The organism is Methylocystis heyeri (assembly GCF_004802635.2).
GTDB classification, from domain to species: domain Bacteria; phylum Pseudomonadota; class Alphaproteobacteria; order Rhizobiales; family Beijerinckiaceae; genus Methylocystis; species Methylocystis heyeri.
The window spans coordinates 1,755,796-1,768,598 of sequence record NZ_CP046052.1; the positions used below are offsets into that span (position 1 = coordinate 1,755,796).

The window sequence follows — 12,803 nt, forward strand, 5'->3', positions numbered from 1 at the left end:
TCCAGGGGCTGAGCGCATGAAAATGCTCAAACGTACTACGATTCTGGCCAAAAGCTTGAGCTTGGCTTTCATTTCCGGCGGCGCCGTCGCGCAGGAAGCGCTGCCCGACATCGACATCGGTCAAACTCAGCCGTTCCAGCTCGGCCAAAGCGCGGTGGGCGAACAGAAGGGCGCCGTCACGCTGCGGCCCGACGAGAACAAGAACGCGGACAACGGTCCCGCCCCGCGCCAGAAGACCGATAACTACGGCGGCGTCTCGATCAGCAACCGCCAGACCGAAACCTTCGCGACCGAAACCCTCGATCAGGCGGTCAATCTCGCCGCCGGCGTCAACAGCAACACCACCGGCTCTGCGCGCAACGAGCAAAACATTTATGTGCGCGGCTTCGACCGCTGGCAGGTTCCGATCACCGTCGACGGGATCAGGGTCTATCTGCCGCAGGACAATCGGCTCGATTTCGCCCGCTTCGACACGCCCAACATCGCCGCGATCGAGATTTCCAAGGGCTATGTGTCGGTGCTCGACGGACCGGGAGCGATGGGCGGCCTCATCAATATCGTCACGCGCAAGCCGACCAAGGAAATCGACATCGACGCCCGCTCGCGGTTGGATTTCGGCCGCGACGGCACCTATGAAGGCGTGATGAACTCGGCCTATGTCGGCACGAAGCAGCAGGGCTATTACGCTCAGCTCAGCGGCGTGTGGCGCGACGAAAAAGGATGGATGCTGCCGGACAGCTTCCAGTCGACCAACGTCCAGGGCTGGGGTTTCCGCAACCAGACCGGAACATATGACTGGAACCTGAGCGCGCGAGTCGCTCTGACGCCCAACGCAACCGACGAATATTCGCTCACCTTCAATCATCAGGAGGGCAAGAAGGGCGCGCCCCTGAATGTCGTGGACCCGCTTTCCGCGCAAAAATACTGGACCTGGCCCTTCTGGAACACCCAGAGCCTCTACTTCCTGTCCAACACCAAGGTCGGCGACGCCTCCTATGTGAAGCTCAAGGGCTATTGGAACACGTTCGACAACAGCCTCGACTCCTATAGCAACATCTACATGAACCTGCAGAACACCCCTGCGGCGTTCAACAGCGTCTATAACGACTATGCGCTCGGCACGGCGATCGAGGCCGGAACCGAAATCGCCGGCGTCGACACTCTCAAGACGAGTCTCGAATACCGCCTCGACGGCCACCATCCTTCCCAGCAGTATTTCGCTTTCAAGGGGATCTCGAGCTGCATCCCCAATGTCGTCTGCTATACCCAGCCGACCACGACGTCGCTGGAAGACGTCTATTCGATCGCGCTGGAGAACACTTACCATCCGATCCCGCAGATCGACTTGGTGCAAGGCTTCAGCTACGACTGGCGTCACCTGCGCCAGGCGCAGGACTTCAACTCGAACCTTCCCTCAAAAACGTCGCCCTACCCGTTCGGAGTCGTCAACTATCCCGTCAACGACGGCACCGCCCCCAACTTCCAGGGCGCTGCGGTCTATCGTTACAACGACACCGACAACGTGCATTTCAACGTCTCCGATCGCGAACGCTTCCCCACTTTGTTCGAGCGCTTCAGCACGCAGTTCGGCGGCGCGACCTCCAATCCCGCTCTCGCGCCCGAGCGCGCGATCAACTTCGATCTCGGCTGGGCCAGCAATTTCGCGCCGCGCAGCAAGATCACGGTCGACGTCTACTACGACATCATCCGCAATCTGATTCAGTCCGTGCCGGTTCCGCAATACGGCGCCGGCGTCACGCAAAGCCAGAATGTCGGCGACGGCCAATATTTCGGCGGCGAAATCACCGCCGATTACGCCGTGCGGGACGATCTGTCGATCGGCGGCAATCTCTCGGTCGAACACAGGCATGTCTACGCGCCCTATATTCTGAACTTCCAGCCAATCGGCGTGCCGGACCTCAAAATACTGACCTTCGTCGGCTATCGTCCCATCGAAGGGCTGACGCTTACGCCGAGCATCGAATACAGCGGCTCGCGCTGGACGGTGACGGACATCGGCCTGCCCTATTATTACCGCACCGGCGCCTTCGTGAAGGTCAACGCCAATGTGGAATATCAGGTGAACAAAAATCTCAAGATTTCCGCCGGCGTGCGCAATCTCTTCGATACGGGCTACACCTTCACCTGGGGCTATCCCGAACCGGGCCGAAGCCTCTACCTCGGCGTGAAAGCGACGTTCTGACGCCTCTGCCGCCGCGCGGGGAGCAGTCTCCGCGCGGCGCATTGCGGAGCAGGCGCTCGCATTTGGTCCGGTTTTCGCTTGCCCGAGGATATGCCGATCCTGCGCGCAAAAGAGCAGCCGCCCCACGCCGTCACGACGCTCGATGCGCGCGTGCTGCGCCATGACGCCCATTACGGACTTTCGACTCTGTTCATCGGCGACGGCGAGCTGCGCGTTCCTCTGGTCGAGGCTCCCATCGGCGCCGGCATTCGAATCGCCATCGACGCACGCGACGTCTCCATCGCCCTTTCACGGCCGATGGATGTTTCGATCACCAATCGCCTGCCGGGAACCATAGTGGAGGTCGCGCCCTTGCAGCTTCCCTTCGTGCGCGTCGCTTTCGATCTCGGCTCGGTGCGGCTCTACGCGCTCGTCACCAGCGAATCTGTCGAGCGCCTGGCGCTGGAGCCGGGCCTGCGCGCATGGGCGATGATCAAGACGGTGGCGGTGGGCGAAGGCGCAGTCTTTTCCGATCGGCTTCCCCGGCCGCGCCGCTGGCCTCGCGCGGTTCCGGGAAAGCCGGAACCGACCGGGCGATAGGCCTTCTCCGCCCGAACTAAAATTGCCTTCCCGGCGGAGCGGGAACGCAATGCAGGATCGCGATCTCGTCGCCGTCGTCGTATCTGAGCTCGCCGCGTTTCACATCCAGCGTGTTGCGCGATTTCTTCTCCGCGCAAGGATGTTTGCTCCCGCTCTGCAGACAGGCGCGATCCTGACCGAAAGTCACGACATCCTTATCCACCGAAAGGACATAGGTGACCTTCTGCTTTTCGCCGAAGGCGTCGGGACCCGAGATATAAGATTCGCCGTTCTGATACTCTTCGGCGACCCCCTGCCCCCACATCAGCTGCATGAAGCGGCGGTTCGTGTCGACGTCGACCATGACGGTCTGGTTGGTGCGCGCGCAATCGAGGTGAATTTCCTCAGCGAGGGCGAGTCGTCCTGAAAGCAGGAGAAACGCTATTATCAGACTGGCGTTCGTCCTCATCGGCTCCGTTCCTCCTGCGCCGCCGGTTATCTGTTGTCCAGTTCCGACTTGATTTCCTTGCAGCTTTCGACCTGGGCGGGTGTCGCGAACCAATAGGTCATGTTGCAGAGCGCCTGGTATCGGCTGGAAACGAAAAAGGACCAGAGATAGTAGCAGCAGAACAAGCCGATCAGAGCCGCGAGCCATAGATTGACGCTGCGTTTTTCCATAGGACCGTTTCCTCAAGGGGCGTCCGCCCCGAATTTTACGGATTTTTGCGACCGAAATACGCCTCGACGGCAATCATCCCGGGGCCATGATTCCACAGGCGCGGAACGCGCGCCAAGTGCAATTTTCTTCGCGGTGACGGGGTTTGTGTTCGGCCCGGTTGGCCTTTTTCCAGAGCATTCGCCGTCAACGGCGCCATAAAAACAGAACGAAGCAACAATAGAGTATCATTTGAAAGACGCCAAGTATTTAGAACTCAATGCAACAGGAAACCCGCTGATCTCTCACAGCCCTTCGGTTCCGATTTCCTCAATTTCAGGCTCGGCACATGCCGTCAATGCCGCCTCGATGAGGGCGTCCACTTGAGTGTCAATCTTGGCGAGAGCTGTAATAGCCTCATCGAGTTTCCGTGCTTCTTTCGCTTCACGCAAGTATTCTTTTATGTTGCCGGCCGCAAACGATATTTGCCAGGGCAGCGCCTCCAACGCGCTCATGTTCACCTCCTTAATTCCGCTGAATACCTTGATATGGTGAGCTTTGAAGGAACTTGCGTCAAGAGATTGACATTTCCATTCTGGGTTCAGTCGAGCGTCTGTCGAAACCGGCTGATGGCGAGGGTCATGGCCGCGAGAGTGAAGAGCGCGAGAGCGCCGGTGTCCGTCGAAAGATCTGAAAAGCCCGAACCTTTCAGCATTACGGATCGCACGATGCGCAGATAATGGGTCAGCGGCAGAATCGCGCCGATATCCTGCGCCCAATCCGGCATGCCGCGAAAGGGAAAGAGAAATCCCGAGAGCAGCATGCTCGGCAGGAAAAACATGAAGGACATTTGAAACGCCTGCATCTGGTTGCTGGCGATGGTTGAAAATGTGTAACCGATCGAAAGATTGGCGACGATGAACAGGAGCGTCAGGGGAATGAGCGTCGCCAGCGAGCCCATGATCGGCACATGAAAGAACAGGGTGGCGACGAGCAGGATGATCGTCATCTGAACGGCGCCCACCGCGACATAGGGCAATATCTTGCCGAGCATGATCTCCACGGGCCGCACCGGCATCGAAAGGAGAGTCTCCATGGTGCCGCGTTCGATTTCCTTCGTGACCGAGAGACTGGTGTAGATCAGCATGGTCATGGTCAATATGGTGCCGATCAGGCCCGGCACGATATTGCGCCGCGCTTCCGCGGCCGGGTTGTAACGCGCCTGCACCCGCAATTCGAACGGCGCCGCGCCCTGGGCGAGCCTTGCGAGGGGCCCGGTCAGCTCCCGGCTTAGCGCGCCCGCCATTGCGCCATTGGCGCCGGCGACGGCGCCCACCGTCGCCGTGGGGTCGGTGGCGTCGGCGATGAGCAGCACGGCGGGCCTGTCCCCATGCACGAGGCGACGGTCGAAGTCCGCGGGAATTTCTATGATGAACTGCACCTCGTTGGAACGGATCATGCGATCCGCGTCTTCTTCGCTTTTTGCTGCGCGCTTGATCGCGAAATAATCGGTCATGCGCAAGGCCGCCGCTACGCTGCGCGCGAGCGGTCCGTCGTCCTGGACCAGGAGCGCCGTCGGCAAATGCTTGGGATCGGTGTTGATCGCATAGCCGAACAGCATCAGCTGCATCAGCGGAATGAACACGATCATCGCCATGGTGCCGCGGTCCCGGCGCAGCTGGAGAAACTCCTTCAGAAAAACCGCATAGAGGCGCTGAAGCGCGGCGCGATAGCCGGTAAGCGGCGCTCCCGCCCCGCTCATAGCGGCGCTCCCCCGGCGCGGATCATCAGATCGATGAACACGTCTTCGAGAGTCGCCTCGCCCGGCGTCCAGCGCTGCGGCGCCCCTGCGCCGAATTGTTGCGCAATATTGGCCAGCAGCGCGGCGTCGCGCCCAGAGACATGCAGCGCGGAGCCGAACAGGGCCGCCATTTCGACGCCGGGCGTTTTTTGCAGTTTCTGCGATAGCTCATCGAGCTGCGGCCCCGTGACGACATAGGTCGTCAGCCCCGCATCGGCGATGATCTCGCCGATCGTCCCGGTGACGAGCAGGCGTCCGCCGGCGATATAGGCGATCCTGTGGCAGCGTTCGGCCTCGTCCATATAATGGGTGGAGACCAGCACCGTCAGCCCGCGCGCGGCGAGGTGGTGGATCTCGTCCCAGAAATCGCGGCGCGCCTTGGGGTCGACGCCGGCGGTAGGCTCGTCGAGCAGCAGCAGGGCGGGATCGGGCAGAGTGCAGGCTCCGAGCGCCAGGCGCTGTTTCCAGCCGCCCGAGAGTTCGGCGGCGAGCTGGCCTGCGCGATCAAGCAGGCCCAGCCGTTTCAGCGCGGCGGCCGCGGCGGCGACCGGATCGGCGAGTCCGTAGATGCGGGCGACGAACTCCAGATTCTCGCGAATGGTGAGATCGGCGTAGAGCGAGAATTTCTGAGTCATATAGCCGACCCGCCGCTTGATCTCGTCCTGCTGGGTCAGGATGTCGTAGCCGAGGCACGAGCCGCGTCCGGCGTCGGGGGTCAAAAGCCCGCACAGCATGCGGATCGTCGTGGTCTTGCCGCTGCCGTTGGGGCCGAGGAAGCCATAGATCATGCCGCGTTCGACGCGCATGGAAAGATTGTCGACGACCTTCCTGGTTCCAAAGACCTTGGTCAGCCCTTCGACCTCTATGACGACGTCTGGGGCGGGCGCGCTCATTTCGCCGCCTGCGCCAGGGGATAGATGCGCAAAGGCAGGCCGAGCGGCAGCTCGGTCGCTGCGCCCTCCATGCGCGCCTCGATCTTGAACACCAGCTTCTGCCGTTCGTCGTCGCTGAAGATCACAGGCGGGGTGAATTCTTCGCGCCCGGATATATAGAAAATTTTGGCGTACAGATTGTCGGCGCAGCCGTCGCAGGCCACGCGCACGCGCCCGCCGAGCCTGAACCGGGCGAGGCGCGCCTGCGGCGCATAAAAGCGCGCCTTACGGTTTTCCGGCGGAAGCAGGCTCAACACCGGCTGGCCGGCCGTCACCGTCTCCCCGCGCCTGAAAAACACCTCCTGCACCACGCCCGCCGCCGGCGCATGGACCCTTTGGCGCTCGATGCGGATTTTGATCTGATTGAGCGCGGAGCCGGCCTGCTGCATCGCGGCCTCGGCGGCCCTGATCTCCTGGGTGCGGCCGGTGAGCAAGGCGGCGTCGACCTGGCGCTCTGCCTCCTTGAGGTTGGCCTCGTCGCGCGAGAGCGCCATCTGGGCGTTGTCCAAGGTGGCCTTGGAGACGTCCTTTTGCGCATAGAGGATCTTCTGGCGTTCGAAATTCTGCTGCGAGAGAAGCAGCTCGGCTTTTCTGCGCTCGACCGTCGCCTCCAGCACCGCGACCTGCTGCGGCCGGTTGAGCGCGGCCTGGAGATTTTCGAGCTGGGCCCGCATCTGCGAGATGCGGTCGGCGGCCTCGCGCCGCTGGGCCTCCAGCAGCGGGGTTTCCATCTCAAAGAGGAGAGCCCCGGCAGCAACCTGATCGCCGGACTCGACCGAGAGGGCGCCGAGCCGCTCGCCCTCGATGGGGCCGATGTAAAGCAGATCGCCCTCGACATAGCCGAGATAGGCGCCGTCCTCGGGGCGGGCGCCGCCGAAGACGAACCACAGGATCGCAAGACCGAGGACAACCGCGGCGGCGGCGCGCTTCATGGCGTTCGCTCCCTCGCGACGGCCCGCAAGGCCTCCGCCAGCCCGGTAATAAAGGCGAATCGGCGGCCGCGCTATCGGCGCCCGTCTTTTCAGCGCAGCGCCCGCCCCCGGTTTTGGCGCAGGCGGCAAAAAAGGGCTATGTTCCGGCGCAAAGAGGCCGGAAAAGGTCGGCGCCGCCGCCGTCCGGTCCGCTCAACGCCGCCAAGAGGGAGAAATCATGGGCTCTGAGATCACGGAACTGCCGCCGCGCGAGGGAATGGATTACGATGTGGTCATCGTCGGGGCGGGACCCTCTGGCCTCGCGGCCGCGATTCGCCTAAAACAGATTTCTCCCGATCTTTCCGTCGTCGTGATCGAAAAAGGCTCCGAGCCCGGCGCGCATATTCTTTCCGGCGCGGTGATCGACCCTGTGGGCCTCGACCGCCTGCTGCCCGACTGGCGCAACAATGACGCCTGCCCGCTGAAAACGCAGGTGCACGAAGACAATTTCTTTGTCTTCACCGAGACCGGCGCGATCCGCCTGCCCAATTTCCTTATGCCGAAGCTGATGAACAACCACGGCAATTTCGTGGGCTCGCTCGGCAATGTGGTGCGCTTCCTCGCCAGCGAGGCGGAAAACCTCGGGGTCGAAATCTACCCGGGCTTCGCCGGCGCCGAAATCCTCTACGGCGACAGCGGGGAAGTGCTGGGCGTCGCGACCGGCGACATGGGCATCGCCAAGGACGGCCATATCAAGGACAGTTTTACCCGCGGCATGGAGCTGCGCGGCAAATACACGATCTTCGCCGAGGGCGCGCGCGGCTCGCTGACCAAGCAGATCCTCGCCAAATATGATCTCTGCGCCAAATCCGAGCCGCAGAAATTCGGCATCGGCTTCAAGGAGCTGTGGCGCATCCCCAAGGACAAGCACAAGGCGGGCCTGGTGCAGCACAGCTTCGGCTGGCCGCTCGATCCCGACACCGGCGGCGGCTCCTTCCTCTACCACTTCGACGAGGATCTGGTTTCGATCGGCTTCGTCGTCCATCTCAACTATTCCAATCCCACCCTTTCTCCCTTCGACGAATTCCAGCGCTTCAAGGCCCATCCCAAGGTCGCGGCGATGCTGGAGGGCGGCGAACGCCTTTCCTACGGCGCCCGCGCGCTGACCGAAGGCGGCTGGCAGAGCGTGCCGAAGCTCGCCTTCCCCGGCGGCGCGCTGGTCGGCTGCACGGCGGGCTTCATGAACGTCCCGCGCATCAAGGGCTCGCACAACGCCATCCTCTCCGGCGTCTTCGCCGCCGAAGCCGCGGCCAAAGCGCTCGCGGACGGGCGCGCCCATGACGAGCTGACCGATTATGACGCTGGCTGGAGGAATTCCGAGATCGGGCGCGACCTCAAGCCGGTGCGCAACGTCAAGCCGCTGTGGTCGACCTATGGCACCTATATCGGCGCGCCGCTCGGCGGGCTCGACATGTGGACCAACGAACTGTTCGGCTTTTCCTTCTTCGGCACGCTGGCGCACGGCAAGCCCGACTACGCCGCGCTGAAGCCGCTCGCAGAGATCACGCCGAAGGTCTATCAAAAGCTCTCGGCAAAGACGGTGTTCGACAAGCTGTCGTCGGTCTTCGTCTCAAACACGAACCACGAAGAAGACCAGCCGGCGCATCTCAAGCTCACCGACCCGACCATTCCGATCGCCCAGAACCTGCCGCGCTACGGCGAGCCGGCGCGGCTCTATTGCCCGGCGGGAGTCTATGAGGTGGTCTATGGCGACGAAGCCGCCAAGGCCGATCCCCGCTTCGTCATCAATGCGCAGAACTGCGTCCACTGCAAAACCTGCGACATCAAGGACCCGGCGCAGAACATCACCTGGGTTCCGCCCGAAGGCGGCGGCGGCCCCAATTATCCCAACATGTAACGCTGCGAGACTTTGCGCCCCGGCACTTCCGGGGCGCGAATGTTTTTGGGTAGGCCAAGGGGCGGCGGGCGGCGGGTTTTATTAGAGCACGTTCCCAAAAAGTGCGAAGCGATTTTTTGGAAAAGAACATGCTCCGTCAATGAGATTTGGAGCGCGTTCGACTTTGTTTAAACCAAACGCGCTCTAGCCGCCTGCGCCGGACGAACCGGCGCTTACTTTAATTATTGCCGACCGTCGTCAGGGACCCGACGTTGCCCGCATTGCCGTTGACGGTATTGTCCTGATAGGTCTGCACAATTGCGGAGCCAGAGATATTATAGCCCGTGTTGTTCCAGGTGATGATCGAGCGGCGCAGCGCCGCGAGCGCTCCCGGCCCCGACACGGAGAGCCCCGTGCCGTTGCCGGAGAAGATCGTGTCCGAAACCATCGCCTGAAACGACTCGCCATAGGCTATGATCGCGATTTGTAATCCTATGCCGTTGTTGAAGAGTTTGACGTTGCTGATGTTGCCCTGAAGCACGTTGGGGAAGCTGTTCATGGTTATGCCGGCGACGCCATTGTTCTGGATTACCGTGTCGGAAATTAAATATTTAACGGCGTTGAAGTTTCCGGTGAAGTTTATGCCATATTGCGTAAAGTTCTGGATGAAGCAGTTCTTTATGGTCAGACTGCCGACAGTATAGGCATTGACGCCGCCATAGGCTCCGCCGACGCCGTCGATGCTGAGGCCCCGCAGCGTGACATTGGCTTGCGGCGCATTGATTGCGATCGCGATCTGCCCCGAAGCGGCTCCCGTTCCCGCCGTACCCACGCCGTCGTTGATGACGGAAACCGATTTGGTGATCGTCAGCGGGCCGTAGGAGGCGGAATCGTGAATCAGAATATCCCCGCCATCGGGGCCGAGCGCATTGTCGTGAGCATATTGGAAGTGCCGACAGGGCGCGGTCAGGCTGCCGCAGCCCGGGGCGTCGGCGCCAGAGCCGCTGACCCAGACCGCGATGGAGCCCGAGGCTCTGGCCGTACCGTTGAGCGGGACAACGATCAAGGCGGCGACAAAGTAATTCTTCAGCATGTCAATTACCTCGAAGAGGCTGCGCAGAAAAAGCCGCATTACACGAACCTAACCCGAGTCGGAGCTTTTGTCCTATATCTTTATATGTCTGAACAGGATTTCGCGTGGATGCCCGCCTCGCGAGCGCAGATGAAGTCCTGCTCCCGCGCTTCGAGAAGCTTGCTCCCCCTGCCCGGCGGGATTAGCCTCGCATCATGTTCGAAGCAAAATTCCAGACCTTCGCCGACGCCAGCCATAGCGACGCCAGCGAGCCCCGCCTCAAATCTCTTCGCGCCAAATTCGCCGAAGAAAACCTCGACGGTTTTCTGGTCCCGCGCGCCGACGAGCACCAGAACGAATATGTCGCGCCCTGCGCCGAGCGCCTGGCCTGGCTGACCGGCTTTTCCGGTTCGGCGGGTTTCGCCGTCGTTCTGCAGGATGAGGCGGCGATCTTCGTCGACGGGCGCTATGTCCTGCAAGTGCGCGGCGAGATCGACGACAAGCTCTTTGCGCCGCTGGATATCGCGGAAATCCAGCCGGCGCGCTGGCTGGCCGAACACGCCGCCAAGGGCGCACGGATCGGCTACGATCCTCTGGTTCACACCTGCGCCCAGATCGAGCGTTTCACCAAAGCGCTGGAGGGCAAGGACGTTGCGCTGGTCGCCGTGGAACGCAATCCGATCGACGCGGTCTGGGACGATAGGCCGCCTGCGCCGCAGGGACAGATTTCGGTCTATCCCGCGCGCCACGCCGGCGCCAGCGTCAAATCCAAGCTCGCGCTGATCCGCAAGAAAATGGAAGGCGTCGACGCGCTGCTGCTTTCCGATCCGCATTCGCTGGCCTGGGCTTTCAACATTCGCGGCGCCGATGTGGCCCATACGCCGATTGCGCTGGCCTTCGCGCTCCTGCCCGCGGACGGAACCCCGACGCTCTATGCAGATGAGGCGAAGCTTTCCCACAAAGTGAAAGCGGCGCTGGAGAAATTCTTGAGCGTTGCGCCGCCTCAGCATTTGGCTGAAGATTTGCGCGAAGCGGGCGCCAGGGGCGAGACCATATTGTTCGATAGCGCGACCGCGCCGGCGAAGCTGGTCGAAGCCCTGCGCGCAGCGGGCGGGAAAGCCAAGCTCGCCGACGATCCGATAGCGCTGCCCAAGGCGATCAAGAATGAGGCCGAGCTCGCCGGCATGCGCGAAGCGCATATTCGCGACGGCGCGGCTCTGACGCGATTCCTCGCCTGGTTCGAGGAGGAAGCGCTCAAAGGCAAGCTCACGGAAATTTCCGCAGCCGAGGCGCTCGAGACTTTCCGGCGCGAAGGCGGGGAGCTGCGTGACATTTCCTTTCCCACCATTTCCGCCTTCGGGCCTCACGCCGCGATCCCGCATTACCGGGTCAGCGAGAGCAGCAATCTAAAGATCGGGCGCGGGGTCTATCTGGTCGATTCCGGCGCGCAATATCTCGACGGCACCACCGACGTCACCCGGACTGTCGTCGTCGGCCGCGCCTCGAAACAATTGCGCGATCATTTCACCCGCGTTCTCAAGGGGCATATCGCCATCGCGCGCGCAGTGTTTCCAAAGGGCGTCTCCGGCTCGCAATTGGATGCTTTCGCGCGGCGCCATCTGTGGGAGGCGGGCCTCGATTTCGACCATGGCGTCGGCCATGGCGTCGGCGTCTATCTCTCGGTGCATGAGGGGCCGCAGCGCATCAGCAAATTCGGCTCTACGTCGCTGGAGCCGGGCATGATCCTCTCCAACGAGCCCGGCTATTATCGCGCGGGCGAATATGGCATTCGGCTCGAGAATCTCGTCGTCGTCGAACCGCGCGAGATAAAGGGCGGCGAGCGCGAGATGCGCGGCTTCGAAACCATCACGCTCGCGCCCTTCGATCTCAACTGCATCGAGCCATCGCTGCTGACGGAGGAAGAAGCCGCCTGGCTAGACGCCTATCACGCGAACGTGCGCAAGACGCTGTCGCCGCTGATCGACGCCAAGACGCGACGCTGGCTGAGGAATGCGACGAGAAAGGTGTGGGAATAAAGGCTCCGCCTGATCAATTGGCGGCATCGCAAGCGAAGCGATCCAGGCCCGAGCGCCCCTTCTGGATCGCCGCGTCGCTGCGCTCCTCGCGATGACCATACAATTCAATCAGAAAGAAACGGTGTGAAGTGACCAGCATCGACTTCTGGTATGAATTCGCCAGCACCTATTCCTACCCTGCGGCGATGCGGGTTGAGGCTCTGGCGGCGGCGCGCGGAGTTGCGGTGACGTGGCGGCCGTTTTTGCTGGGGCCGATCTTTGTGGCGCAGGGCTGGCGCGACTCGCCCTTCAACATCTACCCCGCCAAGGGCCGCTACATGTGGCGCGACATGGAGCGCATTTGCGCTTCAATGGGCTTGCCGCTGGTCCGGCCGGATCCCTTTCCGCAGCATAGCCTGCTCACCGCGCGCATCGCATTGGTTCTCGGCGACGATGAGAGGCCGGCGTTTTCGCGCAAGGTCTACCGCGCCGAATTCGGCGAAGGCCGGCCGATCGCCGAGCCCGCCACGCTCGCGCCGATCCTCGATGGGCTGGGCCTCGACGCCGACGATGTTCTCGTCCGCGCGCAGAACCCCGACAATAAAGAACGCCTGAAGCTCCAAAGCGCACGCGCGATCGAGATCGGCCTGCCCGGCGCGCCCTGCCTCGTCACTGTCGATGGCGAGGTATTCTGGGGCAATGACCGGCTCGAAGACGGGCTGGATTGGGCCCTGCGCCGATAACCCCTCCTCCGCATAA

General features: G+C 62.1%; 12 protein-coding genes. 5 read left to right on the forward strand and 7 right to left on the reverse strand.

From position 1 onward, the window contains the following. Positions 1-22 precede the first annotated feature (22 nt). Together H2LOC_RS07905 and H2LOC_RS07910 are read left to right on the forward strand one after the other, a co-directional pair. Positions 23-2,203, forward strand: a complete 2,181-nt coding sequence (locus H2LOC_RS07905) for a TonB-dependent receptor (RefSeq protein ID WP_246207071.1) — start codon at positions 23-25, stop codon at positions 2,201-2,203. Positions 2,204-2,293: 90 nt separating this feature from the next. Next, positions 2,294-2,782: a TOBE domain-containing protein gene (locus H2LOC_RS07910; protein ID WP_136495904.1), complete on the forward strand. Its 489-nt coding sequence runs from the start codon at positions 2,294-2,296 to the stop codon at positions 2,780-2,782. A 16-nt stretch (positions 2,783-2,798) separates the two neighbouring features. Here H2LOC_RS07910 and H2LOC_RS07915 read toward each other — a convergent pair whose 3' ends face one another. The 6 genes from H2LOC_RS07915 to H2LOC_RS07940 form a co-directional block, all read right to left on the reverse strand. After that, positions 2,799-3,230 (reverse strand): hypothetical protein, encoded by a 432-nt coding sequence (locus H2LOC_RS07915; RefSeq protein WP_136495905.1) that lies wholly within the window; start codon positions 3,228-3,230, stop codon positions 2,799-2,801. Positions 3,231-3,256: 26 nt separating this feature from the next. Next, positions 3,257-3,439, reverse strand: a complete 183-nt coding sequence (locus tag H2LOC_RS07920) for a hypothetical protein (protein WP_136495906.1) — start codon at positions 3,437-3,439, stop codon at positions 3,257-3,259. 282 nt (positions 3,440-3,721) lie between these two features. Beyond that, entirely contained in the window at positions 3,722-3,931 is a 210-nt protein-coding gene (locus H2LOC_RS07925; protein WP_136495907.1) for a hypothetical protein, read from the reverse strand. Between the two features lie 86 nt (positions 3,932-4,017). Next, a complete protein-coding gene (locus tag H2LOC_RS07930; protein ID WP_136495908.1) occupies positions 4,018-5,178 on the reverse strand; it encodes an ABC transporter permease in 1,161 nt (386 codons plus the stop codon). Next, positions 5,175-6,110 (reverse strand): ABC transporter ATP-binding protein, encoded by a 936-nt coding sequence (locus H2LOC_RS07935; RefSeq protein ID WP_136495909.1) that lies wholly within the window; start codon positions 6,108-6,110, stop codon positions 5,175-5,177. Before H2LOC_RS07935 ends, H2LOC_RS07930 begins: the two co-directional genes overlap by 4 nt. Continuing rightward, a complete protein-coding gene (locus H2LOC_RS07940; protein WP_136495910.1) occupies positions 6,107-7,081 on the reverse strand; it encodes an HlyD family secretion protein in 975 nt (324 codons plus the stop codon). The genes H2LOC_RS07935 and H2LOC_RS07940 overlap by 4 nt, the downstream gene beginning before the upstream one ends. A gap of 217 nt (positions 7,082-7,298) precedes the next feature. Between H2LOC_RS07940 and H2LOC_RS07945 the strand changes: the two genes are divergently transcribed. Further along, on the forward strand, positions 7,299-8,978 hold the full coding sequence (locus tag H2LOC_RS07945; RefSeq protein ID WP_136495911.1) for an electron transfer flavoprotein-ubiquinone oxidoreductase: 1,680 nt from the start codon (positions 7,299-7,301) through the stop codon (positions 8,976-8,978). 217 nt (positions 8,979-9,195) lie between these two features. On the opposite strand, the gene H2LOC_RS07950 is transcribed toward H2LOC_RS07945, so the two are convergent. Beyond that, on the reverse strand, positions 9,196-10,050 hold the full coding sequence (locus H2LOC_RS07950; RefSeq protein WP_136495912.1) for a right-handed parallel beta-helix repeat-containing protein: 855 nt from the start codon (positions 10,048-10,050) through the stop codon (positions 9,196-9,198). 194 nt (positions 10,051-10,244) lie between these two features. Between H2LOC_RS07950 and H2LOC_RS07955 the strand changes: the two genes are divergently transcribed. Then, a complete protein-coding gene (locus H2LOC_RS07955) occupies positions 10,245-12,065 on the forward strand; it encodes an aminopeptidase P family protein (protein WP_136495913.1) in 1,821 nt (606 codons plus the stop codon). Between the two features lie 128 nt (positions 12,066-12,193). Next, positions 12,194-12,787 (forward strand): 2-hydroxychromene-2-carboxylate isomerase, encoded by a 594-nt coding sequence (locus H2LOC_RS07960; RefSeq protein ID WP_202620547.1) that lies wholly within the window; start codon positions 12,194-12,196, stop codon positions 12,785-12,787. Positions 12,788-12,803 lie beyond the last annotated feature (16 nt).

Coding starts and splice junctions, on each gene's coding strand:
- H2LOC_RS07905 (WP_246207071.1), top strand. CDS start 23: ATGCTCAAACGTACTACGATTCTGGCCAAAAGCTTGAGCTTGGCTTTC.
- H2LOC_RS07910 (WP_136495904.1), top strand. CDS start 2,294: ATGCCGATCCTGCGCGCAAAAGAGCAGCCGCCCCACGCCGTCACGACG.
- H2LOC_RS07915 (WP_136495905.1), bottom strand. CDS start 3,230: ATGAGGACGAACGCCAGTCTGATAATAGCGTTTCTCCTGCTTTCAGGA.
- H2LOC_RS07920 (WP_136495906.1), bottom strand. CDS start 3,439: ATGGAAAAACGCAGCGTCAATCTATGGCTCGCGGCTCTGATCGGCTTG.
- H2LOC_RS07925 (WP_136495907.1), bottom strand. CDS start 3,931: ATGAGCGCGTTGGAGGCGCTGCCCTGGCAAATATCGTTTGCGGCCGGC.
- H2LOC_RS07930 (WP_136495908.1), bottom strand. CDS start 5,178: ATGAGCGGGGCGGGAGCGCCGCTTACCGGCTATCGCGCCGCGCTTCAG.
- H2LOC_RS07935 (WP_136495909.1), bottom strand. CDS start 6,110: ATGAGCGCGCCCGCCCCAGACGTCGTCATAGAGGTCGAAGGGCTGACC.
- H2LOC_RS07940 (WP_136495910.1), bottom strand. CDS start 7,081: ATGAAGCGCGCCGCCGCCGCGGTTGTCCTCGGTCTTGCGATCCTGTGG.
- H2LOC_RS07945 (WP_136495911.1), top strand. CDS start 7,299: ATGGGCTCTGAGATCACGGAACTGCCGCCGCGCGAGGGAATGGATTAC.
- H2LOC_RS07950 (WP_136495912.1), bottom strand. CDS start 10,050: ATGCTGAAGAATTACTTTGTCGCCGCCTTGATCGTTGTCCCGCTCAAC.
- H2LOC_RS07955 (WP_136495913.1), top strand. CDS start 10,245: ATGTTCGAAGCAAAATTCCAGACCTTCGCCGACGCCAGCCATAGCGAC.